At 70.5% G+C, this 25093-nt stretch carries 24 protein-coding genes and 2 tRNA genes; 5 read left to right on the top strand and 21 right to left on the bottom strand.

The genetic code is table 11. From position 1 onward, the window contains the following. Positions 1 to 237: 237 nt before the first annotated feature. Positions 238 to 678, bottom strand: a complete 441-nt coding sequence (locus ACIQUT_RS17970) for a hypothetical protein (protein WP_403563859.1) — start codon at positions 676 to 678, stop codon at positions 238 to 240. A 74-nt stretch (positions 679 to 752) separates the two neighbouring features. Between ACIQUT_RS17970 and ACIQUT_RS17965 the strand changes: the two genes are divergently transcribed. Then, positions 753 to 1022 (top strand): restriction endonuclease, encoded by a 270-nt coding sequence (locus tag ACIQUT_RS17965; RefSeq protein WP_403563979.1) that lies wholly within the window; start codon positions 753 to 755, stop codon positions 1020 to 1022. A gap of 29 nt (positions 1023 to 1051) precedes the next feature. Here the strand turns inward: ACIQUT_RS17965 and ACIQUT_RS17960 are convergent, their stop codons facing one another. Genes ACIQUT_RS17960 through ACIQUT_RS17940 form a run of 5 tightly spaced genes read right to left on the bottom strand, consistent with a single transcriptional unit; the run spans position 1052 to position 4284 of the window. Beyond that, complete coding sequence (locus tag ACIQUT_RS17960) at positions 1052 to 1762, bottom strand: class E sortase (RefSeq protein ID WP_403563858.1); 711 nt, start codon at positions 1760 to 1762, stop codon at positions 1052 to 1054. 41 nt (positions 1763 to 1803) lie between these two features. Next, on the bottom strand, positions 1804 to 2616 hold the full coding sequence (locus ACIQUT_RS17955; protein ID WP_403563857.1) for a class E sortase: 813 nt from the start codon (positions 2614 to 2616) through the stop codon (positions 1804 to 1806). Further along, positions 2613 to 3251: an aminodeoxychorismate/anthranilate synthase component II gene (locus ACIQUT_RS17950; protein ID WP_403563856.1), complete on the bottom strand. Its 639-nt coding sequence runs from the start codon at positions 3249 to 3251 to the stop codon at positions 2613 to 2615. Before ACIQUT_RS17950 ends, ACIQUT_RS17955 begins: the two co-directional genes overlap by 4 nt. Then, a complete protein-coding gene (locus ACIQUT_RS17945; protein WP_403563984.1) occupies positions 3248 to 3448 on the bottom strand; it encodes a hypothetical protein in 201 nt (66 codons plus the stop codon). The genes ACIQUT_RS17950 and ACIQUT_RS17945 overlap by 4 nt, the downstream gene beginning before the upstream one ends. A 47-nt stretch (positions 3449 to 3495) precedes the next feature. Next, complete coding sequence (locus ACIQUT_RS17940; protein ID WP_403563855.1) at positions 3496 to 4284, bottom strand: DUF881 domain-containing protein; 789 nt, start codon at positions 4282 to 4284, stop codon at positions 3496 to 3498. 91 nt (positions 4285 to 4375) lie between these two features. Here ACIQUT_RS17940 and crgA point away from each other — a divergent pair, with 91 nt between their 5' ends. Then, a complete protein-coding gene (gene crgA, locus ACIQUT_RS17935) occupies positions 4376 to 4627 on the top strand; it encodes a cell division protein CrgA (protein ID WP_179171839.1) in 252 nt (83 codons plus the stop codon). A gap of 147 nt (positions 4628 to 4774) precedes the next feature. On the opposite strand, the gene ACIQUT_RS17930 is transcribed toward crgA, so the two are convergent. Continuing rightward, on the bottom strand, positions 4775 to 5650 hold the full coding sequence (locus ACIQUT_RS17930; RefSeq protein ID WP_403563854.1) for a rhomboid family intramembrane serine protease: 876 nt from the start codon (positions 5648 to 5650) through the stop codon (positions 4775 to 4777). A 130-nt stretch (positions 5651 to 5780) separates the two neighbouring features. After that, the gene (locus ACIQUT_RS17925; protein ID WP_403563978.1) at positions 5781 to 6308 is read right to left on the bottom strand and encodes a peptidylprolyl isomerase; all 528 of its coding nucleotides are present in this window, start codon (positions 6306 to 6308) and stop codon (positions 5781 to 5783) included. A gap of 175 nt (positions 6309 to 6483) precedes the next feature. Here ACIQUT_RS17925 and ACIQUT_RS17920 point away from each other — a divergent pair, with 175 nt between their 5' ends. After that, positions 6484 to 7179 (top strand): DUF5324 family protein, encoded by a 696-nt coding sequence (locus ACIQUT_RS17920; protein ID WP_403563853.1) that lies wholly within the window; start codon positions 6484 to 6486, stop codon positions 7177 to 7179. A 72-nt stretch (positions 7180 to 7251) separates the two neighbouring features. Here the strand turns inward: ACIQUT_RS17920 and ACIQUT_RS17915 are convergent, their stop codons facing one another. Then, a complete protein-coding gene (locus ACIQUT_RS17915) occupies positions 7252 to 7731 on the bottom strand; it encodes a LysM peptidoglycan-binding domain-containing protein (protein ID WP_403563852.1) in 480 nt (159 codons plus the stop codon). A 207-nt stretch (positions 7732 to 7938) separates the two neighbouring features. Next, positions 7939 to 8011 (bottom strand) — tRNA-Ala (locus ACIQUT_RS17910). 161 nt (positions 8012 to 8172) lie between these two features. Here ACIQUT_RS17910 and ACIQUT_RS17905 point away from each other — a divergent pair. Both ACIQUT_RS17905 and ACIQUT_RS17900 read left to right on the top strand, forming a co-directional pair. Beyond that, entirely contained in the window at positions 8173 to 8721 is a 549-nt protein-coding gene (locus ACIQUT_RS17905; protein ID WP_403563851.1) for a helix-turn-helix domain-containing protein, read from the top strand. A gap of 72 nt (positions 8722 to 8793) precedes the next feature. Beyond that, positions 8794 to 10179 carry a serine/threonine-protein kinase gene (locus ACIQUT_RS17900; protein WP_403563850.1) on the top strand — a complete coding sequence of 462 codons (1386 nt, stop codon included), beginning with the start codon at positions 8794 to 8796 and terminating at the stop codon, positions 10177 to 10179. 52 nt (positions 10180 to 10231) lie between these two features. On the opposite strand, the gene ACIQUT_RS17895 is transcribed toward ACIQUT_RS17900, so the two are convergent. From ACIQUT_RS17895 to dnaA, 11 genes are all read right to left on the bottom strand, one after another. Beyond that, a complete protein-coding gene (locus ACIQUT_RS17895) occupies positions 10232 to 11515 on the bottom strand; it encodes a hypothetical protein (RefSeq protein ID WP_403563849.1) in 1284 nt (427 codons plus the stop codon). Between the two features lie 137 nt (positions 11516 to 11652). Next, positions 11653 to 11787 carry a DLW-39 family protein gene (locus ACIQUT_RS17890; RefSeq protein ID WP_208809277.1) on the bottom strand — a complete coding sequence of 45 codons (135 nt, stop codon included), beginning with the start codon at positions 11785 to 11787 and terminating at the stop codon, positions 11653 to 11655. Between the two features lie 148 nt (positions 11788 to 11935). Continuing rightward, positions 11936 to 12009 (bottom strand) — tRNA-Ile (locus ACIQUT_RS17885). Between the two features lie 116 nt (positions 12010 to 12125). Then, positions 12126 to 12818: a DUF3566 domain-containing protein gene (locus tag ACIQUT_RS17880; RefSeq protein WP_403563848.1), complete on the bottom strand. Its 693-nt coding sequence runs from the start codon at positions 12816 to 12818 to the stop codon at positions 12126 to 12128. A 3-nt stretch (positions 12819 to 12821) separates the two neighbouring features. After that, a complete protein-coding gene (gyrA, locus tag ACIQUT_RS17875; RefSeq protein ID WP_403563847.1) occupies positions 12822 to 15413 on the bottom strand; it encodes a DNA gyrase subunit A in 2592 nt (863 codons plus the stop codon). Between the two features lie 41 nt (positions 15414 to 15454). Beyond that, complete coding sequence (gene gyrB / locus ACIQUT_RS17870) at positions 15455 to 17512, bottom strand: DNA topoisomerase (ATP-hydrolyzing) subunit B (RefSeq protein WP_403563846.1); 2058 nt, start codon at positions 17510 to 17512, stop codon at positions 15455 to 15457. 531 nt (positions 17513 to 18043) lie between these two features. Then, a complete protein-coding gene (locus ACIQUT_RS17865) occupies positions 18044 to 18598 on the bottom strand; it encodes a DUF721 domain-containing protein (RefSeq protein WP_403563845.1) in 555 nt (184 codons plus the stop codon). Beyond that, positions 18595 to 19731, bottom strand: coding sequence for a DNA replication/repair protein RecF (gene recF / locus ACIQUT_RS17860; protein ID WP_403563844.1), 1137 nt, complete (start codon positions 19729 to 19731; stop codon positions 18595 to 18597). The genes ACIQUT_RS17865 and recF overlap by 4 nt, the downstream gene beginning before the upstream one ends. Positions 19732 to 19852: 121 nt before the next feature. Next, positions 19853 to 20728, bottom strand: coding sequence for a phosphogluconate dehydrogenase (NAD(+)-dependent, decarboxylating) (gene gnd / locus ACIQUT_RS17855; RefSeq protein ID WP_403563843.1), 876 nt, complete (start codon positions 20726 to 20728; stop codon positions 19853 to 19855). 269 nt (positions 20729 to 20997) lie between these two features. Next, positions 20998 to 22128 (bottom strand): DNA polymerase III subunit beta, encoded by a 1131-nt coding sequence (dnaN, locus tag ACIQUT_RS17850; RefSeq protein WP_403563842.1) that lies wholly within the window; start codon positions 22126 to 22128, stop codon positions 20998 to 21000. A gap of 1023 nt (positions 22129 to 23151) precedes the next feature. Continuing rightward, on the bottom strand, positions 23152 to 24897 hold the full coding sequence (gene dnaA, locus ACIQUT_RS17845; protein WP_403563841.1) for a chromosomal replication initiator protein DnaA: 1746 nt from the start codon (positions 24895 to 24897) through the stop codon (positions 23152 to 23154). Between the last annotated feature and the right edge of the window lie 196 nt (positions 24898 to 25093).

Genomic DNA, 25093 nt, shown 5'->3' with positions numbered 1-25093 from the left:
AGGACGCTGCGCACGAGCGTCCTGGACCGTACGCACGTCCTGGACAAGGTGAAGGCACTGTCGCTCCTGCCGGACGGACTGCACGTAACGACGGCGATGGTGGCGGCCTACTACGAGGTCTCGGAGCGCGTGATCAACCAGCTCCGGCTACGCCACCGCGAAGAGTTGGGCCAGAACGGCATGCGCACCCTCAAGGGCTCCGACCTGGCGACTTTTGAAAGCTACAACCAGTCGCTTTCAAAGGCGCGTCATCCACAGGCTCGCGGCCGTGGCGGGCGCGTACACCTGGCCGTGTACACCCGCCGGGCCATCCTGAACGTCGGGATGCTCCTCCGCGACAGCGAAATCGCACGTCAGGTGCGTGCCTACCTCCTCGACACCGAGCAGGAGGCCCGCTCCCATCCTGTGGATAACTTTCTCCACCAGACCGACTCGGGTGACGAGGCCACGGAAATCCTCCGCCGGCAGGTCGTCCCCATGCTCAACGTGCTCATCGAGGCCTCCGGCGAACACCACCGCGAGTTGGTCTCCCTCCGGCAGGACGTCACACGGATCCAGGCGAAGCTCGTCGAGCACGACATCGCCATCAGCCGGCTCCAGCGCGACCAGGAGGCCCGGGCCCGCACCGGGGGCATCGAAACCGTCACCGCCATGAACCGGCACGAGTTCGAACTCCACGTCGCCGGCCTGCTCCGCCGCGACGGCTGTACCGACGTTGACGTGCACGGCGTGGCCGCGGCGGCAGACTCGGCATCGACATCACCGCCCGCACCGCCGACGGCCGTACCGTCGCCGTCCGGTGCGAGAACGCCACACCCTTCCGGCACGTGCCCAGCGGTGAGATGCAGAAGTTTCTCGGCGCCTCCAAGGTCCTGCACCGTGCCGACGCGGCCCTCTACGTGGCAACCTGCGCCTTCACCCGCGAAGCCCTGGCCATCGCCGCCCGGGGCGGCGTCACCGCCGTTCACCGCGGCCTTCTCGAGGCCTGGAGCGCCGGAGCCCGACTGCAGGCCCTGCGGTAGGGAGGTGCCGGGGGCACGGCCCCGCAAGGTCAGCGCAGCTCGGCCGGCGGCGTCCGCTTCGCGTCGACCTTCTCCGTGCGCACCAGCTCGCCCCACACCACGTACCGGTACTTCGAGGTGTACACGGGCGTGCAGGTGGTCAGCGTGATGTACCGGCCCGGCGCCGTCTTCCCCGACTCCTTCGGAAGCGCCGAGATCGCGTCCACGTTGTACTTGGAGGTCTGGCGCAGCTCCGCGAAGACCTTGTACACGTACCAGGTGTCGCGGGTCTCGAAGACGACGGCGTCGCCCTTCTTCACCTTGTCGATGTGGTGGAACTTCGCCCCGTGCCCGTCGCGGTGCGCCGCCAGCGAGAAGTTGCCCTGCTTCTCCCACGGCAGGGCTGCCTTGACCGGGTCCGTGTAGTAGCCGGCCACGCCGTCGTTGAGGACCTCCGGCGACGTGCCCCGCTTGACGAGCACCTCGCCGCTCTTCATCGCGGGCACGTGCAGGAAGCCGATGCCGCCCTGGGTGTCCAGCGCGCCGGGCCCCGCCTGCGCCCCCGCCGCGGGCGCGCTCTGCCACTGGCGGCGGACCTCGTCGCCGCGCGCCGAGGCCTGCCGGTCCGCGAGCACGTTCGTCCACCACAGCGAGTAGGCCACGAACAGGCCGAGCACCAGGCCTGCCGTGATCAGGAACTCGCCCAGCAGGCTCAGGAACCCGGCGAGCACGCTGCTGCGGGAAGGCGCGGTACGGGACACGGCGGTTCGTCCTTCGAGCGGGGGCGGCGGCTGCCGCCGGCCTATCGGGCGGCCAGCGCGGGCGGAGCGCCCTGGCCGCGCGGGCGTTCGTCCACCATCCTGCCCCATACGATCATGCGGTAGGTGCTGGTGAACTCCGGGGTGCAGGTCGTCAGCGTGATGTACCGGCCCGGGGCGGTGAAGCCCGAGCCCTCGGGCACGGCTTTCAGCACGGCCACGTTGGTCGGCGGTGTCTGCGGCAGGATCGAGGCCATCTCGTACGTGTAGTACGCGTCCCGGGTCTCGACCACGATCGGGTCGCCCGGCACCAGCCGGTTGATGAAGCGGAACGGTTCGCCGTGCGTGTTGCGGTGGCCGGCCACCGCGAAGTTGCCCTGTTTGTCCGAGGGCATCGCGGTCTTGAGAGCGCCGTCCCCGTAGTGCCCGACCATCCCCCGGTCGAGCACCTTGGGCTTGCTCACGCCCTCCGCGACCGGCACCTTCACGTCCAGCTTCGGGATGTGCAGGATGGCGAAGCCCTGCCCAGGTTCGAAGGCCGCCGGCGGCGGGGCGGCGGCATCCCCCGGCTGCTGCTCCCAGGTCTGGCGCAGCGAGCCCGCGGCCCCGTCGGCCGTGCGCTGCGCGAGCACGTTCGTGTACCAGAGCTGGTAGGCCACGAACAGGAGCATCACCACGCCCAGCGTGATGAACAGCTCCCCGAGGAGCCGGCTCGCGACGATGAGCGGCCCGCCCGAGGCCGGCCGCTTGCGCCGCCGCCCGCTGCCGTGCCGCCGCGCCCGTTTCGCGGCCTGCTGGGCGGCCCTGCGCCGCGCGGCCCGGCCCTCGGTGGGCGCGGACGGCGCGAGCGAGGTCACGCGACGGCCTTGCCCACCACCGGGGCCAGCCCCGCCGAGCGCTCGACGGCACCCTTGTCGCCGCAGCGGACGAGCCAGTTCGCGAGCATCCGGTGACCGTGCTCGGTCAGCACCGACTCGGGGTGGAACTGCACGCCCTCCACGTCGTGCTCCCGGTGCCGCAGCCCCATGATGATCCCGTCCTCGGTGCGCGCGGTGACCTCCAGGACGTCCGGGAGGGTCTGCGGCTCGGCCGCGAGGGAGTGGTAGCGGGTCGCGGTGAACGGCGACGGCAGCCCCCCGAAGACGCCGAGCCCGTCGTGGACCACCGGCGAGGTCTTGCCGTGCAGCAGCTCCGGGGCGCGGCCCACGACGCCGCCGTAGGCGACGGCCATCGACTGCATGCCGAGGCAGACGCCGAAGACGGGGACGCCGGTGGCGGCGCAGTGGCGGACCATGTCGACGCAGACGCCCGCCTCCTCCGGGGTGCCGGGCCCGGGGGACAGCAGCACGCCGTCGAAGCCGTCCTGGGCGTGGGAGAGCGCGACCTCGTCGTTGCGCAGCACCTCGCACTCCGCGCCGAGCTGGTACAGGTACTGGACCAGGTTGAAGACAAAGCTGTCGTAGTTGTCGACCACCAGAATGCGCGCGCTCACGGAGTGGCTCCCGATCCCTCGTCCACCGTCACATCGTTGAACGGAAGGAGCGGCTCGGCCCACGGGAAGACGTACTGGAACAGCACGAAGACCGCCGCGAGGACCAGTACGAGGGAGATCAGCGCGCGCACCCACGCGTTGCCCGGCAGATGCCGCCAGATCCAGCCGTACATGCCGTCCGCGTCCCTTTCGCTCACGCACCGCAGGGGCGGTACGCACACAGACTAAAGCCCGCGGCCCGGCGTCAGGGGGTGCTCGTCGCAGAGGAGCTCTCGACGGGCTTCGCGTGGTGGAGGTCCACGGTGCCGGAGTAGCCGGGCAGGGTCAGCTCCTTGTGCTCGTCCACCTTCCAGCCGAGCCCGTACGCCGTCACGTACATCTGGTAGTTCTGCAGGGCCGGAGAGGCCGCGAGGGCCTTGCGCAGGGCTGCCGGGTCCCCGACCGCCGTCACCTTGTACGGCGGCGAGTAGACGCGGCCCTGGAGGATCAGGGTGTTGCCCACGCAGCGCACGGCGCTGGTGGAGATCAGCCGCTGGTCCATGACCTGGATGCCCTGGGCGCCGCCCTGCCACAGGGCGTTCACGACGGCCTGGAGGTCCTGCTGGTGGATCACGAGGTCGTTGGGCTGCGGCTCGGGCACGTTGGGGATGCGGGCGGTGGCGCCGGGCGGGGCGTCGTTGAGGGTGACGGTCAGGGCTTTGCCGGAGAGGGCCTCGGTGCCGGAGGCGGTGCGCAGGGCGGCCAGCTTGGCGTCCTCGGCCTTGGTGCTGCCGTCGTCGCGGTCGGCGAGGGCGTCGACCCGGCCGCGGAGGGCCGCGGTGGTCTGTTCCAGCTCCGCGTTGTTCTGGCTGCGCTCGTGGATGAGGTCCGAGAGCTTGAGCAGCGAGGCGTCCGTCCGGATGTTCGTACCCTTGGACGTGTTGAAGCTGGTGATGAAGATCAGGCCCGCGAGTGCGAAGACGGCGGCCGTGAGCAGCCGGACCGGCCGGAACCGCCGGCGGGGACCCGCGGAGGAGTCGTCGGAATTGCTCAACGTACCCTTCTCCTTCAACGCCAGAGGTCCACTACGCTAACGGACGCCCGGGGCAGGCAGGTCCCCAGCGCATCGACAGGAGAAGCCCCTCGTGCCGAAGTCACGTATCCGCAAGAAGGACGACTACACGCCGCCGCCGACGAAGGCGCAGCAGATCAAGCTGACCAACCGCAGCTGGGTCGCTCCGGTCATGCTGGCACTCTTCCTGATCGGCCTGGCCTGGATTGTCGTGTTTTATGTGAGTGAGACCCAGCTTCCGATCGAGTCCATCGGAAATTGGAACATTGTAGTCGGATTCGGGTTCATCGCGGCGGGATTCGGCGTTTCCACTCAGTGGAAGTAAGCGGCTCACGCGGTGGGGCGGGGCGGCCAAGCACAGGATGCAGCCGCCCCGCAAGCTCTCCCCAGGAGTTATCCACAGCGTCATCCACACCTGAGGAAAAGACAGACCATCTGTGGATAACTCTGTGGAGCATTGACGCCGGTGTGATCAGGTGAGTTCGGCCGTCCGGGCCAGTACCAGGCCCGCTGCCAGCAGAAATACCAGCGCGCACGTCCCCCATTGGACGGAGGCCCGTTTTCCCCCGGTCCCCGGTGCCAGCATCGCCAGCCCGAGCAGCAGGCCGGTCAGCAGGCCACCCACATGGGCCTGCCAGGACACCGACAGACTGCCGCCGAAGGGCACGAAGGTCAGCACCAGCATGAGCACGACCATCGTGATGACCGGCCGCATCTCGTAGCGGAGCCGGCGCGCCAGCACGACGGTCGCCCCGAGCAGCCCGAAGACGGCCCCGGAGGCGCCGAGGGTCGGGGTGTTCGGCTCGGTCAGCAGGTACACGAAGGCGCTCGCGCCCAAGCCGGACAGCACGTACACGGCGAGGTAGCGGACCCGGCCCAGCGCCGCTTCCAGCGGTCCGCCGATCACCCACAGGGCCAGCATGTTCCCCGCGATGTGCCACCACTCCGCGTGCAGGAACACCGAGGTCAGCAGCCGGTGGTACTGGCCGGTGGAGATGCCCTCGACGGGGCCGCCGATGTAGTCGACGTACCGGCCGAGCAGCTCCAGCTGGACCACGAGCGGGGGGAAGAGCAGGCCGGCCAGGAAGACCGCGGCGTTGATCCCGATGAGGACCTTGGTGACCAGGTGGGGATCGTCGGCCACGGCACCGCCCGCGAGGGTGCGCGGAGCGTTCGCGGCCGGGCGGTGGCCGGTTCCGGAGCCCTCGCGGACGCATTCGGGGCACTGGAAGCCGACGGAGGCGCTGATCATGCACTCGGGGCAGATGGGGCGCTCGCAGCGGGTACAGCGGATCCCCGTGTCGCGGTCCGGGTGGCGGTAGCAGCCCGGCAGACGGTCGGTGTCCATCGGTCCCCTCGGTCAGCGGCGGGACGGCGGTGCCCCGCCGGTCCGGTATGCCATCAGGACGGACGGGCCGGGCGGAAGGTTCCCGGACGGAAGGTTCCCGGGCAGAGGGCCGCCCGGCGGGCGCTCCCCGTCAGCGCTTCTCGACGGAGACGGACTTGATGATCACGTCTTCCAGGGGGCGCTCGGTGCGCGGGTTGGTCGGCAGGCCGGCGATCGAGTCCACGACCGACCGGCTGCCCTTGTCAATGACCTCGCCGAAGATCGTGTGCTTGCGGGTGAGCCAGGCAGTGGGGGCGACGGTGATGAAGAACTGGCAGCCGTTGGTGCCCGGGCCGGCGTTGGCCATCGCCAGCAGGTAGGGCTTGGTGAAGGCCAGGTCCGGGTGGAACTCGTCGGCGAACTGGTAGCCGGGGCCGCCGGTGCCGTTGCCGAGCGGGTCGCCGCCCTGGATCATGAAACCGCTGATCACGCGGTGGAAGACGGTGCCGTCGTAGAGCGGGTCCGTGGTCTTCTGGCCGTCGGTGGGGCGGGTCCACTCACGGGCGCCCGTGGCGAGCTCCACGAAGTTCCGGACGGTCTTCGGGGCGAAGTTCTCCAGCAGCTCGATCTCGATGTCGCCGTGGTTGGTCTTCAGGGTGGCGTAGAGCTTCTCGGCCACGGATCTGCCTTCCATAGTCAGCACTGTCGGTGCCCGATCCTCCCACGGAGGGCCGTACGCCACAGAAATCCCCCACCCGGATGCCCTGTCACGCATGCCGCCCGGCCCCAAGCCAGGCATGATCCGACAAAGGGTGGAAAGGTGAACTGTGTCCGCCACCGAGGAGGAGGATCCCGTGACCCGCAACGACAGCGTGCGCCTGGTCGCCGACAGCGCCCGGGACACGATGAGGCACGCAGCGGAGCTGGTGGCGCCGTACGCAGAAACCGCCAAGGACGCGGCGGTGCACTACGCGCACGAGGCGAACGAGCGGCTGACGCCGAAGGTCTCGCAGGCCGCCCAGCAGGCCTCGCGCCAGGCACGTACGGCGTACGACACCCACCTGCATCCCCGCATGGTCGCAGCGCGCGGCCACGTGCCGCCGAACGTCGACCGGGCGGCCACGCAGGCGGTGCACCAGACCCGGCGCATGGCCCGTCAGGCCGCCGACTACACACAGCCGAAGCTGGAGAACGCGATCGCGGCCGGCCGGCCGATGGCCGAGGAGGCCGTGCTGCGCTCCGCGGCGGTCACCGCGGCGGCCCTGGCGGCGCTGCGCGGCCAGATGTCGGCCCAGGAGGTGAAGAAGCTCGTCAAGCACCACGAGCGGCTGCAGCGCCGGAACCGGATGCTCAAGGGCGTGGTCGTGGCCGGCGTGCTGGCCGGCGCCGCGTACCTGGCCTGGCGGTGGTGGGACCAGCAGTCCAACCCCGACTGGCTCGTCGAGCCGCCCGCGGCGACCGAGCTGTCCTCGCGCGACGAGGCCCAGGCGACGTTCGACGACGAACTGGCCGCGAAGGAGCGGGAGGCGGGCGAGACGGACGAGGAGTAGCCGGGAACGTGGCGCGTGGGGCCGGATCCCTCGGATCCGGCCCCACGCGCCGTGTCGCCGCCTGACCTGGGGTCAGCCCGGCGGCCTGCCGGGCAGGGTGAGCACCTGCCCGGGGTGGATCAGGTGGGGGTTGGCTCCGATGACGCCCCGGTTCATGGCGTAGAGCTCGCGCCAGCGGGCCTCGTTGCCCAGTTCCCGGAGGGCGATCGAGGTCAGCGAGTCACCGGCCCGGACGGTGTACGTGCGCTTCACGGCGCCCGTCGCGGCGGCCGGCGCGGGAGCCGCGGGGACCGCCTTGTGCGCGGCGGACGCGGGCGTCGGGGTGTGCGGCGGATGGTCGGCCGCGGCGGGCCTGTGCGGGGCCCGGGCGGCCTTGGGCGGGGCGGGGGCGGGCTTCGGCGGGGCCGCGGCGGCCATGCGCTCGGCGGCCTCCCTGGTGGCCGCGACCGCGTCGGCGTACGTCGTCGCGTAGTCGGCGGTCGGGGTCGCGGCCGCCTTCTCGGCGGCGGCCTGTTTCTTCTTCTCGGACCTGAGGAAGTCGAAGAGTCCCATGTCTGTGCGCCTCCGGCGTGGTCTCGGCCCCTGGCTCGGTGCCTGTCCCCACTGTCGGCCAGAAGGCGCCGCCCGGCCCTGCGAACGGCCCATCCGAGGGATCCGGACGGCCCCCGCGGGGTCGTCGTTTCACGTGAAACATCGCCCCAGCGGTACGAGAAAACCCCTCCTGGTCTGCGTTTCCGCAGGTCAGAAGGGGTAAAGAAGTGGAGCTTAGGAGATTCGAACTCCTGACATCTGCCTTGCAAAGGCAGCGCTCTACCAACTGAGCTAAAGCCCCGAAAGGGAGGACGCACCCCTCTCCCGCGAAGGAGTGGTCGTTCCGCAGAACAGAGTACCGGGTCCTCCCCCTCATCCCGCAAAATGTTGGGGACTCCCACCGTGCGACCACTCTCCGTAAGATGCTCGCGAGGTTCGCACCAGCGAAGGGGAGTAGGACGCGTGGACGCAGTACAACAAGAGGCTACAGCCAGAGCCAGAGAACTTCAGCGCAGTTGGTACGGGGAACCCCTCGGCGCGCTGTTCCGCCGGCTCATAGACGACCTCGGCCTGAACCAGGCCCGCCTCGCTGCCGTCCTCGGCCTCTCGGCCCCCATGCTCTCCCAGCTGATGAGCGGCCAGCGCGCCAAGATCGGAAACCCGGCCGTGGTCCAGCGCGTGCAGGCGCTGCAGGACCTCGCGAGCCAGGTGGCGGACGGAAGCGTCAGCGCCGCGGAGGCCACCGACCGGATGGACGAGATCAAGCGGACCCAGGGGGGCTCCGTCCTGATCAACAGCGGTCAGACCAGCACCGGTTCCGGCGCACCGACCGTCAAGCGCGTCGTCCGCGAGATCCAGTCGCTGCTGCGCTCGGTCTCCGCGGCCGGTGACATCATCGACGCGGCGAACAGTCTCGCCCCCACCCACCCGGAACTGGCAGAGTTCCTCAAGGTGTACGGCGCGGGACGCACTGCCGACGCGGTGGCCCACTACGAGGCCCACCAGAACTGACACGCACGGCACCGGCGCACACGGCACCGGCGCACGTACGGCGGACGAGCACAACGGGGGACGGACGCAGCAATGGGTGAGGTCTTCGCCGGCCGGTACGAACTGATCGATCCGATCGGGCGCGGCGGGGCGGGCGCAGTCTGGCGTGCCTGGGACCAGCGACGCCGCCGGTACGTGGCCGCGAAGGTGCTCCAGCAGGGCGACGCCCACACGCTGCTCCGGTTCGTCCGCGAGCAGGCCCTGCGGATCGACCACCCCCACGTCCTGGCCCCGGCCAGCTGGGCGGCGGACGACGACAAGGTCCTGTTCACGATGGACCTGGTCTCCGGCGGGTCCCTCGCGCACGTGATCGGGGACTACGGCCCGCTGCCGCCGCGGTTCGTCTGCACCCTGCTCGACCAGCTCCTGTCGGGGCTGGCGGCGGTGCACGCGGAGGACGTCATCCACCGCGACATCAAGCCGGCCAACATCCTGATGGAGGCCACGGGAACCGGACGGCCGCACCTGCGGCTGTCCGACTTCGGCATCTCGATGCGCAAGGGCGAGCCGCGCCTGACCGAGACCCACTACGTGGTGGGCACGCCCGGCTATTTCGCCCCCGAGCAACTGCGCGGAGCCGAACCGGACTTCCCCGCCGACCTGTACGCCGTCGGCCTGGTCGCCCTCTACCTGGTCCAGGGCCGCAAGCCCGATTCCGAGGCGCTCGTGGAGCAGTTCCTCGCCCACGGCGTCCCGGACGCGCCCGAGGGCGTCCCCGTGCCTCTCTGGGACGTGATCGCGAACCTCCTGCAGCCGGACCCCCGGAACCGCTTCAAGACCGCCACAGGGGTCCGCAGGGCCCTTGCCGAGGCCGTTGAGCTGCTGCCGCCGGACCTGTCGGGCGAAGACCCGGTGGAAGTCTTCGACCAACTCGGTCCGCTGCCGCCCGGTTTCGGCCCGCAGGGGCCGCAGAAGCCGGCCGGGGCAGCGTCCGCGCCGGCCGCGCCCGCCCCCTCGGATCCGAGGGCTCCCGGCGTGGTGACAGGTCCGGAACCGAGTGCCTTGAAGGCACCCGGTTCCCCGCCGGTGCCTCCCGGGGCTGTGCCCGCCCCGACGGCGCCTCCCACGGCCGCGACCGTGGCGGCGGAGCCCACCCGTACCGACCCGCGGGGCACGCCGACGCCTGCCACGGCGGTGCAGGCCGGCCCCTTCCCGCAGCCGGCCCCGGCCACTCCGGCCGCCCCGGCCACTCCGGCCGCCCCGGCGGCCGCAGCCGTTGCCGCTCCCGCTTTCGGGACCGGCAGCTTCCGCCTGGCCCCGCCGGAACCCGTCACCGCCCCGCACCCTGCGGCCCCGGCCGGGGCTCCGGCCGCGCGGACCGGCGGGATCGCCCCGCCGCCGCGGAAGGTCGCGGCGGCCCTCCTGGCCGCCGCGCTGCTGTGCTTCGCGGTGGGCGCCTGGGCCCTCACCCAACTCTGACGACCGCGGGCGGAACAGCGGGCGGGTCAGCGGCCGCGGCTCTGCCCGCCGCTCAGGCGCTCCGCCCGCGCCGGGCCAGCAGCGTCCAGCCGCCGAGGACGAGCAGCAGCGCCGTCCCGGTGCCGAAGCCGCCGGCGGCGACCGCGCCCATGGTCCGGCGCCGGTCGGCCGCCGCGAGCGCCTCCGGCTCCGTCAGACCGTCCCGGGCGGCCGTGTGGTCGTCCTCCTCGACGGCGAACCCCGCCGTGGCCGGGCTCTCCGTGTACGGGGGCGCGGGCACGGCCTTGTTCTCCACGTTCAGCCGCAGCGTCAGCGGCACGGGGGTGGCGTCCTCGGTGAACTCGGCGACCTTCTCGCCCAGCGTGACGGCCACGTAGTACCAGCCCGCCGCCCCCGCCGAGCGCAGCGCGTCGTCGGACGCGAACCGGTTCTCGTAGGCCACCGGTGCCGTCGGCGGCAGGGTCAGGCTCGCCTGCTTGCCGTCGTAGCTGCCGTCCTTGTCGTCCAGCAGGCCGCGGTACGGGGTGTACACGCTGACCAGCAGCCCCCTGCTGGCCGACGCGTACTCCTTGGTCCGCTTCGCGCCCGCCAGCTCGGCGCTCACCGCCAGCTGCTGCCCCCAGTCCACGGGCACCCGGTAGAACCGCGTCTGACCCGGCCTCAGTCCGTCGCGCCACACCCCGGCGCCCAGCGCGCGGGCGTCGTTGAAGCCGGTGCCGCCCTCCCTCGTGACCGCCTCGCTGCCCGGGGCCACCGGCGGGGCGGACGGCCAGGAGCTCGGCGCGGGCACGGGCGCGCTGCCGGTCTTCAGGCCGGGCTCGCGCGACACCTTCAGCTCCACGGGCCACGGCGTCTGGTCCGAGCCCTTGGCGGCCTCCCGGGTGACCTTCGCGTAGTACACGCCGGCCTGCTGGCACTCGGCGTCCTCCGTCAGCCTGCGCACGCCCGCGGCGCCGATCGGGCGGCCGCCGCTCCCGTACCCGAAGTCCGCCTTGCCGGAGCTGCCCGGGCAGTCCTTGCCGTCGGTGGTCATGATGCTGACCTTGATGCCGTCGCCACTGGAGTCGATCTTCACGCCGGGGGAGGGCTGCAGGACCGCGGAGACGTACACGGTGGACCTGTCGTCCAGGTTGAGCCGGTAGAAGCGGTCACCGGGCGCCAGGGTGTCCGTGTAGACCTTCCCGGGCGCCACCTGCGGTGCGTCGGCCGTGCTCGTGGCGCCCTGCACCTTCTGCGCGCCCTGCGCCGGCCGGTACGGGGGCAGCGGCCCGGGGGCCGCGTACCCGGCCCCCGGCAGGCCCACCACCAGTCCCAGAGCCGCCGTCACCGCTGCCACCGCCGGCACCGCAGTCCGCGTCCGCCCCATCACACCCACCCCCGTTTTGCTCAAGCAACGCAAATCTTTACAAATCGGAACAGCATGAAGCCCCGGCCGCAGTGGCAGCCGGGGCTTCATGGATCAGCCTTGGGGTCTCACACGCCCGAACCGGAGGGCACGGAGTCAGTAGCCTCCGTCCACAGGTCCTGCTCGGCGCGGTCCGCCTGGATCTGGCGGTACACGAGGAGACCGCCGATGGCGGCCAGTGCGACCAGGAGCAGCTTCTTCACCGCGCGACCTCGTCCTTCGTCGTCGTTGGGTACTTCCGGCGGCCAACAATACACACCGATCGATACCGTTCGGTGACCTGGGAAGCCCCCGGGCGGGCCCATACGGCGAAGACCCCCAGGCCATCCGGCCTGGGGGTCTTCCACACTGTGGGGCTAACAGGATTTGAACCTGTGGCCTCATCCTTATCAGGGATGCGCTCTAACCAACTGAGCTATAGCCCCTCCGCGCTGCGCGCTGACTCCTGAAGATTAGCGCACAGACACGGTCCCGCCAAAATCCCCCCGGGCGCAGCCCCTGTGGACGCGGTGCGGAGGCGTCCCCGCAGGTCATCAGACGGTCACTCGTCCTCCGCGAGCGTGAGCTCCACACCGCCGACGAAGCCCGCCGACAGGTTGTAGATGAACGCGCCCAGCGTCGCCAGGGCCGTCGCCAGCACGACGTCGATCACGGCGATCACCGAGGTGAAGATCAGCACCCGCGGCAGCGACAGGAACGCCTGGAGGTCGAAGCCGTTGCTCTCGCTCGAACCGGTCGCCTCGCTGATGGTGCTGCCGACGGTGGAGAAGACGCCCATGGCGTCCATGACCATCCACAGCACCGCCGCCGCCACGATCGTGCAGAAGCCCAGCGCGATCGACAGCAGGAAGCTGACCTTCATCACCGACCACGGATCGGCCTTGGCCACCCGCAGCCGCGCCTTGCGCGTCCTGGGCGTCACACGGGCCCCCGTACGCGGCTTGCGCTGCGCGGCGGGGTCCTTGGCGTCCCGGGGCGCACCCGGGCCCGAGGGGGCCGCGTACGCCTGCGGCGGGTGGTACGGCTCGGCGGCCGGCTTCTCCTGCTTCGGCTTCGGCTGCGGCTTCGGCTTCGGCTTCTGCGTGGCCTTGGGCTTCTGCTCCGACCCCCGCGTGTCCGTCACCGCTGTCCCCCCGCCTTTGGGGGCGCCGGCACCGCCCTCGGAGTCCGCGGCGGGGCCACGGGCACCGTCCTCCTCGGTTCTGGCCGGTCCGGCGCCCGTGGCTCCACTCACGACTTACTCCTCGTGCTCCCCGGCCGAGGGCTCCACACCCTCGGCGGCCTCGGCGGCCTGTCCTTCGGCTGCCTCGGTCTCCTCGACCTCGTCAGCTTCCTGACCGGCCTCGGCATTACGGGCGATACCTACCACGGCATCGCGCTTGCCCAGGTTGATCAGCTGGACGCCCATGGTGTCACGGCCGGTCTCCCTGACTTCGTTGACTCGCGTACGGATCACACCACCGCTGAGCGTGATGGCGAGAATCTCGTCCGTTTCGTCGACCACGAGCGCGCCGACGAGCGAACCGCGGTCCTCCACGATCTTGGCGGCCTTGATGCCCAGACCGCCACGGCCCTGGACGCGGTACTCGTCGACCGGCGTCCGCTTGGCGTAGCCGCCGTCGGTCGCGGTGAAGACGAACGTACCGGGACGGACCACGCTCATGGAAAGCAGTTCGTCACCTTCGCGGAAACTCATGCCCTTCACACCGGAGGTCGCGCGGCCCATCGGGCGCAGCGCGTCGTCGGTCGCCGTGAAGCGGATCGACTGCGCCTTCTTGCTGATCAGCAGCAGGTCGTCCTCGGCGGACACCAGCTCGGCGCCGATCAGCTCGTCATCGCTGCCATCCTCCCGCCCACGCAGGTTGATGGCGATGACGCCGCCCGACCGGGGCGAGTCGTAGTCCTTGAGCGCCGTCTTCTTCACCAGGCCGGCCTTGGTGGCCAGGATCAGGTACGGGGCCGCCTCGTAGTCGCGGATCGCGAGGATCTCGGCGATCTGCTCGTCCGGCTGGAAGGCCAGCAGGTTGGCCACGTGCTGGCCGCGGGCGTCACGTCCGGCGTCCGGCAGCTCGTACGCCTTGGCGCGGTAGACCCGGCCCTTGTTGGTGAAGAAGAGCAGCCAGTGGTGCGTGGTGGAGACGAAGAAGTGGTCGACGATGTCGTCTTCCTTCAGCTTCGTCCCGCGCACGCCCTTGCCGCCGCGCCGCTGGGAGCGGTAGTCGTCGGTCTTGGTGCGCTTGACGTAGCCGCCGCGGGTGATCGTGACGACGATGTCCTCTTCGGCGATCAGGTCCTCGATGGACATGTCGCCGTCGAACGGCACCAGCTTCGACCGGCGGTCGTCGCCGAACTTGTCGACGATCGCCGCCAGTTCCTCGCTGACGATCGCGCGCTGCTTCTCCGGCGAGGCCAGGATCGCGTTGTACTCGTTGATCTTCGCCTGGAGCTCGTCGTGCTCGGCGACGATCTTCTGCCGCTCCAGGGCCGCCAGGCGGCGCAGCTGCATCTCGAGGATCGCGTTGGCCTGGATCTCGTCGATCTCCAGCAGGCCCATCAGGCCGTCGCGGGCGACCTCGACGGTCTGACTGCGCCGGATGAGGGCGATGACCTCGTCGATCGCGTCCAGGGCCTTGAGCAGGCCGCGCAGGATGTGGGCGCGCTCCTCGGCCTTGCGCAGGCGGAACTTCGTCCGCCGGACGATGACCTCGATCTGGTGGTGCACCCAGTGGCGGATGAACGCGTCCAGCGACAGCGTGCGCGGCACGCCGTCGACCAGCGCCAGCATGTTCGCGCCGAAGTTGGTCTGCAGATCGGTGTGCTTGTACAGGTTGTTGAGCACAACCTTGGCGACGGCGTCGCGCTTGAGCACGATCACCAGGCGCTGGCCGGTGCGCGAGGAGGTCTCGTCGCGGACGTCGGCGATGCCGCCGATCTTGCCGTCCTTCACCAGGTCGGCGATCTTCTGCGCGAGGTTGTCCGGATTCACCTGGTACGGGAGCTCGGTGACCACCAGGCACTGGCGGTTCTGGATCTCCTCGACCTCGACCACGGCACGCATCGTGATGGAGCCGCGGCCGGTGCGGTACGCCTCCTCGATGCCCTTGCGGCCCACGACCAGGGCGCCGGTCGGGAAGTCCGGGCCCTTGATGCGGTCGATGAGCGCGTCGAGCAGGTCCTCGTGCGAGGCCTCCGGGTTGGCCAGGTACCACTGGGCACCCTCGGCGACCTCGCGCAGGTTGTGCGGCGGGATGTTGGTCGCCATGCCGACGGCGATGCCGGCGGAGCCGTTGACCAGGAGGTTCGGGAAGCGGGCCGGCAGGACCGTCGGCTCCTGGTTGCGGCCGTCGTAGTTGTCCTGGAAGTCGACGGTCTCCTCGTCGATGTCCCGGACCATCTCCATCGACAGCGGCGCCATCTTGCACTCGGTGTAGCGCATGGCGGCGGCCGGGTCGTTGCCCGGGGAGCCGAAGTTGCCGTTGGAGTCCACGAGCGGCATGCGCATCGACCACGGCTGGGCCAGGCGGACCAGGGCGTCGTAGATGGAGGTGTCACCGTGCGGGTGGTACGTGCCCATGACGTCGCCGACGACGCGGGCGCACTTGTAGAAGCCCTTCTCGGGCCGGTAGCCGCCGTCGTACATCGCGTACAGGACGCGGCGGTGCACCGGCTTGAGGCCGTCGCGCACGTCGGGCAGGGCGCGGGACACGATGACGGACATCGCGTAGTCGAGGTAGGAGCGCTGCATCTCCGTCTCGAGCCCGACGGGCTCGATGCGCATCTGCTGCTCCTCCGCGGTGTTCTCGGCGGTGGGGGTGGTTTCGTCGGCCATTGCTGGTCAGAAATCCTTTCGGGCGGCCGTGGAGAGCCGACTCAGATGTCGAGGAAGCGAACGTCCTTGGCGTTGCGCTGGATGAAGGAGCGCCGTGCCTCGACGTCCTCGCCCATCAGCACCGAGAACAGGTCGTCGGCCTGGGCCGCGTCGTCCAGGGTGACCTGGCCGAGCACGCGGTGGTCCACGTCCATGGTGGTGACGCGCAGCTCCTCGGCGTTCATCTCGCCGAGACCCTTGAAGCGCTGGATCGAGTCTTCCTTGATCCGCTTGCCCTGGCGCTTGCCGTGCTCGACCAGGGCGTCGCGCTCGCGGTCCGAGTACGCGTACTCGAAGTCGTCGCGACCCCACTTGATCTTGTAGAGCGGCGGGCGGGACAGGTAGACGTGGCCGGCCTCGACCAGCGGGCGCATGAAGCGGAACAGGAAGGTCAGCAGCAGGGTGTTGATGTGCTGGCCGTCGACATCGGCGTCCGCCATCAGAATGATCTTGTGGTAGCGGAGCTTCTCGATGTCGAAGTCCTCGTGGATACCGGTGCCGAAGGCGGAGATGAGCGCCTGGACCTCGGTGTTCTGGAGGATCTTGTCGATACGGGCCTTCTCGACGTTCAGGATCTTGCCGCGGATCGGCAGGATGGCCTGGTACATCGGGTTGCGGCCGGACTTCGCGGAACCGCCGGCGGAGTCACCCTCGACGATGAAGATCTCGCACTTGGTCGGGTCGTTCGACTGGCAGTCGGACAGCTTGCCCGGCAGCGAGGCGCTCTCCAGCAGGCCCTTGCGGCGCGTCAGGTCGCGGGCCTTGCGGGCCGCGACGCGGGCCGTGGCCGCCTGGATGGCCTTGCGGACGATGTCCGCGGCCTCGACCGGGTTGCAGTCGAACCAGTCCGACAGGTGCTCGTGCGCCACGCGCTGGACGAAGGTCTTCGCCTCGGTGTTGCCGAGCTTGTCCTTGGTCTGGCCCTCGAACTGGGGCTCGCCCAGCTTGATCGAGATGATCGCGGTCAGGCCCTCGCGGATGTCGTCGCCCGTGAGGTTGTCGTCCTTCTCGCGCAGCAGCTTCTTCTCGCGCGCGTACTTGTTCACGAGCGCGGTGAGAGCGGCGCGGAAGCCCTCCTCGTGGGTGCCGCCGCCGTGGGTGTGGATCGTGTTCGCGAAGGAGTAGACGCCCTCGGTGTACTGCGAGGTCCACTGCATCGCGATCTCGACCGAGAGCAGGCGGTCCTTGTCCTCCGCCTCGAACCCGATGACGGTCGGGTGGGTCATCTCGCCCTTGCGCGAGTTGAGGTACTTCACGAAGTCGACGATGCCGCCCTCGTAGAAGTACTTGACCGTCCGGGCCTGCGGCTCCTCGATCTCCTCGGCGGACTCCGCGCCGACGGTGGCCTTGGCCGACTCGCGCTCGTCGGTGAGCGTGATGGTCAGGCCCTTGTTGAGGAAGGCCATCTCCTGGAAGCGGCGCGACAGCGTCTCGAAGGAGTACTCGACCGTCTCGAAGATGTCCGGGTCGGCCCAGAAGGTCACCGACGTGCCGTGGTCGTCGGTCTCCTCGTTCTTGGCCAGCGGGGCGGTCGGGACGCCCATCTTGTAGTCCTGCGAGAAGCGGTGGCCGTCCCGCTTGATCTCGACGGCGACCTTCGTCGAGAGCGCGTTCACGACGGACACGCCCACACCGTGCAGACCGCCGGAGACGGCGTAGCCGCCGCCGCCGAACTTGCCGCCCGCGTGCAGGACCGTCAGCACGACCTCCACGGCCGGCTTGCCCTCCGACGGAACGATGTCGACCGGGATGCCGCGGCCGTTGTCGACGACGCGCACGCCGCCGTCGGCGAGGATCGTGACGTCGATGGAGTCCGCGTGGCCGGCCAGGGCCTCGTCGACCGAGTTGTCGACGACCTCCTGCACGAGGTGGTGCAGACCGCGCTCACCGGTGGAGCCGATGTACATGCCGGGCCGCTTGCGAACCGCGTCCAGGCCCTCCAGCACCTGGATCGCGGAGGCGTCGTACGAGGCGGTGACCTCCCCGTTCTCGCCGGCTGTGGACTGGTTGTCGTTGGGGTTGCCGGAATCGGCCACGAAGCGCCCTTTCTGGCACAGCACAGGCCGGACTCCGGGCCGGCGGGCTGCCGGTGAGGAGCGGCTGCGTCGATCTGCGTTGTCAGCGTGTTTTCTTCGGGATCCCGCGGCGAGGCGGGATTCGCTTCAGTCTACCGGTACCACGGACATGAATGGGGGTTTGCCGGTACCTGAGTACGCATGTGCCGCCCTGAACCTCCTCTCTCCGACTCCCCATATTCGGACCGGGGCTCAAAGAGGCTCACGCGGGCATCCAGCGCTTCGGGCTGTCAACCTTCCACTACCGTGAGGGACGCCACCCGGGCAGGGGGGTGCGAGGGCCCGCGGACGGGGCCTTGGCCAAGGCTCTGCAAGGGCTCCGCCGAGGGTCAGCCGTGGCGGATGTGGCAGATGTGACTGTTGGTGCGGCTGCGGTCGGTACGGGCCGCGCTGGTGGTGGTGCCGCGGGCACGGCAGACGCCGCGGGCACGGCAGGCGCCGCGGGCACGGCAGGCGCGGCAGACGGGCTGGCGCCCGCAGCGGGCCGGGGCCGGCCGGGTGGGCCGCGGCCGGGCCTCAGCCGTAGGTGTCGCCCGGGCCGGTGCTGCCGGGGGCGCGCCAGGGGCCGTGCCGCTTCGGCCGGCCGCCCGGGCCCTGCACCTTGATCAGCCGGACCGTGCCCTGGCCGAGGTCCGCGTTCAGCCGGGCCACCAGCTGCGGGGCCAGCAGCTTCAGCTGCGCCGCCCACGCCGAGGAGTCGCACCGCACGACCAGCTCACGGTCCTCGTAGCGTTCCGGTTCGCAGTGCGTCGCGATCTCCGGGCCGACGATCTCCGGCCAGCGCTCCATCACGCCGGCCACCGCCATCGGCATCTCCCAGCCGCGCTCCGTCCGCAGCCGGTCCAGCGCCGCCATCAGCGGCATCGGATCCCGTCCGTCCGCCCGCGCCCCCGAGCGCAGGCCGGGCTGGTGCCGACCGCTCCGCCCGCCGGCCGAGGTGCCGCGGGCCCGCGCCTGCTCCCGGGCGGCCGCCAGCGCCTGGCGCGCGAGGTCCACGCCCGACAGCTCCGGAGCCTTGCGCCCCGGGTGGGTTCCGCCCGGCTCCTGCGGATTCCGCTTGTCCTCGTTCACAGCCGGGTCACCTCACCGCCGGACACCCCGAACCGCACCCCTGCCAAAACATCCGGAACGTCATCGTCCACCGCTGCCGTCACCAGCACCTGCTCGGCCGGCGCCACCAGCTCGGCCAGCCGCTCCCGGCGCCGGGCGTCCAGTTCCGCGAAGACGTCGTCGAGGATCAGCACCGGCTCGGCCCCCTCCGAGCGCAGCAGCTCGTACGAGGCCAGCCGCAGCGCCAGCGCGTACGACCACGACTCCCCGTGGCTCGCGTACCCCTTCGCCGGCAGCTCCCCCAGCCGCAGCAGCACATCGTCGCGGTGCGGGCCCACCAGGGTCACGCCCCGCTCGATCTCCTGCTTGCGCACCTGCGCGAGCGCCTCGATCAGGACCGCGTACAGCTCCTCCCGGGTCCGCGCCGACCCGGTGTCCACCGCCTCGCCGGCCGAGGACCGGTAGGCCAGGCCCAGCGGCCCGCCGCCGGGCGCGAGCTGCTCGTACGCCTTGTCCGCCAGGGGCAGCAGGGAGGCGATCAGATCCAGCCGATGGGCCAGCAGCTCCGCGCCCGCGCGCGCCAGGTGCTGGTCCCACACGTCCAGCGTCGACAGGTCCATGGAGCGGCCGCCGTGCCGGCGCGCCATGGCAGCCGACTTCAGCAGGGTGTTGCGCTGCTTCAGCACCCGCTCGTAGTCCGACCGGACCCCCGCCATCCGCGGCGAGCGGGCCGTCACCAGCTCGTCGAGGAGCTTCCGGCGCTCGCCCGGATCGCCCTTCACCAGGGCCAGGTCCTCCGGCGCAAACAGCACCGTCCGTACGATCCCCAGCACGTCCCGCGGCCTGACCTGCGAGGACCGGTTGATGCGGGCCCGGTTCGCCCGCCCGGGGTTGAGCTCCAGCTCGACCAGCTGCTGCCGTTCGCCCTGCCGGACGGCCGCGCGGACGACGGCCCGCTGCGCGCCCATCCGCACGAGGGGGGCGTCCGAGGACACCCGGTGGCTGCCGAGCGTCGCCAGATAGCCGATCGCCTCGACCAGGTTCGTCTTCCCCTGGCCGTTGGGGCCCACGAAAGCCGTGACGCCCGGGTCGAGGGGAACCTCGGCCCGGGCGTACGAGCGGAAGTCGGCCAACGAGAGATGCGAGACATGCATGTGGCGCCGACCTCCCCCGGCTTCCTGCTGTTCTGCTCTGTACTGCAGTACTGCGGTATTGCTGTTCCGTACTGCGGTACTGCTGTGTGCTGCGGGCGCGGTGCCGCGCCCGCAGCGGCGACTACTTCTTCTCGACCGCGTGGCCGCCGAACTGGTTGCGCAGCGCGGCGATCATCTTCATCTGCGGCGAGTCGTCCTGGCGCGAGGCGAACCGCGCGAACAGCGAGGCGGTGATCGCGGGCAGCGGCACGGCGTTGTCGATCGCCGCCTCCACCGTCCAGCGGCCCTCGCCCGAGTCCTGCGCGAAGCCGCGCAGCTGCTCCAGGTGCTCGTCCTCGTCCAGCGCGTTGACGGCCAGGTCGAGCAGCCAGGAGCGGATGACCGTGCCCTCCTGCCAGGACCGGAACACCTCGCGGACGTCGGTGACCGAGTCCACCTTCTCCAGCAGCTCCCAGCCCTCGGCGTAGGCCTGCATCATGGCGTACTCGATGCCGTTGTGGACCATCTTCGCGAAGTGGCCCGCACCGACCTTGCCGGCGTGCACGGAGCCGAAGTCACCCTCGGGCTTGAGGGCGTCGAAGATCGGCTGCACCGCGGCGACGTGCTCCTTGTCGCCGCCGTACATCAGCGCGTAGCCGTTCTCCAGGCCCCACACGCCGCCGGAGACACCGCAGTCGACGAAGCCGATGCCCTTGGCGGCGAGCTCCTCGGCGTGCTTCTCGTCGTCGGTCCAGCGGGAGTTCCCGCCGTCCACGACGATGTCGCCGGGCGAGAGCAGCTCCGCGAGCTCGTCGACGGTGGACTGGGTCGCGGCACCGGCCGGGACCATCACCCACACCACGCGGGGGGCCTGCAGGCTGTCCACAAGTTCCGACAGGCTGTGGACATCGGCGAGGTCCGGATTGCGGTCGTATCCGATGACGGTGTGGCCTGCGCGGCGGATGCGCTCGCGCATGTTGCCGCCCATCTTGCCGAGACCGACGAGACCGAGCTCCATCAGGTGGTTCCTTAAGCGTTGTGGCCGTTTGTGCCGGTTTCTCCCGATTCCCGGGGAGACCCGGCTCCGAGCCTACGCCGGGCAGTGCCGCCCGGCGCCACGGGCGCTCCAGGCACCCGCCGTACGGGGGTCGGGCGCGGCATCCGGCGGCCCTCCGGGCGGCACGGGGCCGCGGGACACGGCACGCGGGGGACGGGGGACGGGGGGACGTGAACGCCGTCGGGCCCGGTTCCGCGGACTGCGGGACCGGGCCCTGTGGACAGCGGGCGTCAGCCGGAGAGGCGCACCGGCATGATCAGGTACTTGTAGGCCTCGTCCGCTTCGGCGTCGACCGCGGGGCGGCCGCTGAGCAGCGCCGGCTTGGTGGACGTCGTGAAGCTGAGCTGGGCGACCGGCGAGTCGATCGCGCTGAGGCCGTCCAGCAGGAAGGTCGGGTTGAAGGCGATCGAGATGTCGTCGCCCTCCAGGGAGGCGTCGACGCGCTCCACAGCCTGTGCATCGTCGGAGGAGCCGGCCTCCAGGGTCAGCACGCCCTTCTCGAAGCTCAGGCGGACCGGGGTGTTGCGCTCGGCCACCAGGGCCACGCGCTTGACGGCCTCGACGAACGGGGCGGTCTCGATCACGGCGATGGAGTTGAACTCCGTCGGGAAGAGCGTGCGGTACTTCGGCAGGTCGCCTTCGAGGAGGCGGGTGGTGGTGCGGCGGCCGGCGCCCTCGAAGCCGATCAGGCCCTCGCCCGCGCCGGAGCCCGACAGCGCCAGGGTGACGGTGTCACCGCTGGTCAGGGACTTGGCGGTGTCCAGGAGGGTCTTGGCGGGCACCAGGGCCACGGCCGAGGCGTCCGGGTTCTCCGGCTTCCACAGGAACTCGCGGACCGCGAAGCGGTAGCGGTCGGTCGAGGCCAGGGTGACGCGGTCGCCCTCGATCTCGATGCGGACACCGGTGAGGACGGGCAGCGTGTCGTCGCGGCCGGCGGCGATGGCGACCTGGGCCGCAGCGGCGGCAAAGACCTCACCGGAGACCGTGCCGGTCGCGGTCGGCATCTGGGGCAGGGCCGGGTACTCCTCCACCGGCAGGGTGTGGAGGGTGAACCGCGAGGAGCCGCAGACCACGACCGCCCGTACACCGTCTGTGGAAATCTCCACGGGCCGGTTGGGGAGGGCACGGCAGATGTCGGCGAGCAGCCGGCCGGAGACGAGGACGGTGCCGTCCTCCTCCACGTCCGCCTCGACGGAGACGCGGGCCGAGACCTCGTAGTCGAAGCCGGAGAGGGACAGGGTGCCGTCCTCGGCCTTCAGCAGCAGGCCCGCGAGTACGGGGACCGGCGGCCGGGCCGGGAGGCTGCGGGCAGCCCAGGCCACCGCCTCCGCGAGTACGTCGCGCTCCACCCGGATCTTCACCGGAACCGCCTCCTGCTGTTGCTCGCTCGTCCGTCTGCCGGCCTTCGTCGTCGGCCCGTCGGGCCCGGCGCCTTGGAGGGCTGGGGGCCTCGATGCCGGGGACCAGTCTGACGTACGGCGCCGACAGCTGGTGCTGCCGCCCGTCAAATCGGGAGCGAGGTGTCGGGGAGGCCTCTCGACCACGTTGTGCACAGGACCTGCTTGAAAACCGAATCCGGCCTAACTGTCCATGGGGGTAGTAGTAGGGCCTGTGGAAACGGTGGATAAGCCCGTCGTCGCAGGTCAGGCGCGGTTTTTTATCCCCATGCCCTGTGGGTGGAACCGGTGGACAACAGGGGGGTGCTGTGGAGAACAGAAAGTTCTGCACAGGCCATCCCCAGGTGACCCGGACTACTCCACAGGTGTGTCCCCAGCTTTCCCCAAGTACTCCACAGCCCAAACGTCGACTTCTGTGTGACGGCTTTCACTCCGGGTGGTGAGGAGGGGCACTCGGTTGCCGAACAGTGGACAGCGGTGTGGGTAACCCGTCGGAACCTGTGCACAGGATGGGGCAACCTGTGGGTGAGCGGTGGACAACGCGGTGGACGGGCCTGTGGATGAATCTTCCGTCCACAGTCTGTGGATATCTCTCACGCACAATTCCACAGGGCTGTGACCTGGCCTGATGGGCCCTCAAGCGGGAACCCTGTGGACAGATTGTGGGTGAGGAAACCAGTCCCCAGCCTGTGGACGGAAGAAAGTTCCGCAATCTGTGGACAAGTTGCTCCACGGGGGGCGTATTCGAACAGACCAGGGGCGCGTGCATGAAGAAGGGCGCCCCCGGATTACTCCGGAAGCGCCCTGTGGATGCGTTTGGTGAGGCGCCGACGGGCCGTTGACGGCCCGTCGGATGCGGACGGCGGACGGGGATGTGGACGGCGGATGCCGCGTGCCGGGCGCTCGGCGCCGGGTGCGGCGACTGCCTGAAGTGCCGGCTGCCTGAAGTGCCGGCTGCCTGAAGCGCCGGCTGCCTGAAGCGCCGGCTCAGCCGTTCTTGATGCGGTTGGTGAGCTCGGTGACCTGGTTGTAGATCGAGCGCCGCTCGGCCATCAGAGCGCGGATCTTGCGGTCCGCGTGCATGACGGTGGTGTGGTCCCGCCCGCCGAACTGTGCCCCGATCTTCGGCAGGGACAGGTCCGTGAGCTCCCGGCACAGGTACATCGCGATCTGCCGGGCGGTGACCAGGACGCGGCTGCGCGAGGAGCCGCACAGGTCGTCCACCGTCAGGCCGAAGTAGTCGGCCGTGGCCGCCATGATGTCCGAGGCCGTGATCTCGGGTGCCGAGTCCTCGCCCCCGGGGATCAGGTTCTTGAGGACGTCCTCGGTCAGCCCGAGGTCGACCGGCTGCCGGTTCAGGCTCGCGAAGGCCGTGACCCGGATCAGCGCCCCCTCCAGCTCGCGGATGTTGCGCGAGATGCGGGAGGCGATGAACTCCAGTACCTCCGGCGGGGCGTTGAGCTGCTCCTGGACGGCCTTCTTGCGCAGGATCGCGATTCGGGTCTCCAGCTCGGGCGGCTGGACGTCGGTGATCAGGCCCCACTCGAAGCGGTTGCGGAGCCGGTCCTCCAGGGTGACCAGCTGCTTGGGCGGCCGGTCGGAGGAGAGCACGATCTGCTTGTTGGCGTTGTGGAGCGTGTTGAAGGTGTGGAAGAACTCCTCCTGCGTCGACTCCTTGCTCGCCAGGAACTGGATGTCGTCGACGAGCAGGATGTCCATCTCGCGGTACCGCTTGCGGAAGGCGTCGCCCTTGCCGTCGCGGATGGAGTTGATGAACTCGTTGGTGAACTCCTCCGAGCTCACGTACCGCACGCGGGTGCCCGGGTAGAGGCTCCGTGCGTAGTGCCCGATGGCGTGCAGCAGGTGCGTCTTGCCGAGCCCCGACTCCCCGTAGATGAAGAGGGGGTTGTAGGCCTTGGCCGGCGCCTCGGCGACGGCCACCGCGGCGGCGTGCGCGAAGCGGTTCGAGGCACCGATGACGAAGGTGTCGAAGAGGTACTTCGGGTTCAGCCGGGCGGTCGGCTCCAGCGGACCCGAGGTGGAGCCGCCGGACGGGGCCGGCGGCGCGGACCGGCCGGGCCCCGGGCGCGGGCCCGAAGGCTCGTACGGCGGCTCGTACGGCGGCTCGTACGGAGAGGACTCGTACGGCTGCGGCTCGTAGGAGCCCTGGTCGTAGCCGCCGGACTCGGGCTGCTGGCGGTAGCCCGGCTGCGGGGAGGCGTACGGGTCGCGCTCGGGGAAGCCGCCGTGGCGCGGCTGCTGCCAGCCGTAGTCGTCCTGCTGGCCGCCGCGGGGCCAGGCGCCGGGCTCCGGGCGCTGCTGCTGGTAGTCCGGGTACGCGGGGCGCGCGGTGGGCAGCTGGTCGTCGCCCGGGCCGAGACCGTTGTGGCCGCCGGGGCGCGGGCCGCCGTACGGCTCGTACGACTCGCCGCGCTGCGGGGCGGGCGGCGCGGGCTCGCCGACGGAGTCGTCCACGGTGATGGCGATACGGATGGGGCGGCCGCACTCGCGGCTGAGCGCATCGCTGATCAGCGGCGCCAGACGGCCTTCGAGGACGCGCTTTCCGTACTCGTTGGGGACGGCGAGCAGCGCGGTGTCGGCGACGAGGGCCAAGGGCTGGCAGCGCTCGACCCACTGCTGGTCCTTCGGCTCGACCGCCTGCTGTCCTTCCCCCAGGAGCTTCTCGAGCACCCGTGGCCACACTGCGGCAAGATCGGCAGGTACGTCAGCCACAGGGCACGCTCTCTCACAGGGGTCCCACGAATGTGTGGTTCTTTGGGACGGTCGGGACAAAAATCGGGGGTCAGACAACGGTAGTCAGCGCGACCGGTAGGGTTCAAGTCGTTGTCCACAGCCTGTGTACAGCGCGGGACGGTGTCGCCTCGGTTTGACCGGATGGCGTAGCCGCGCGTACCGTAACGAGGTCGAG

The organism is Streptomyces sp. NPDC090445 (assembly GCF_044769385.1).
Taxonomy (GTDB): Bacteria; Actinomycetota; Actinomycetes; order Streptomycetales; family Streptomycetaceae; genus Streptomyces.
This window is presented reverse-complemented; position numbering and strand designations above follow the sequence as displayed.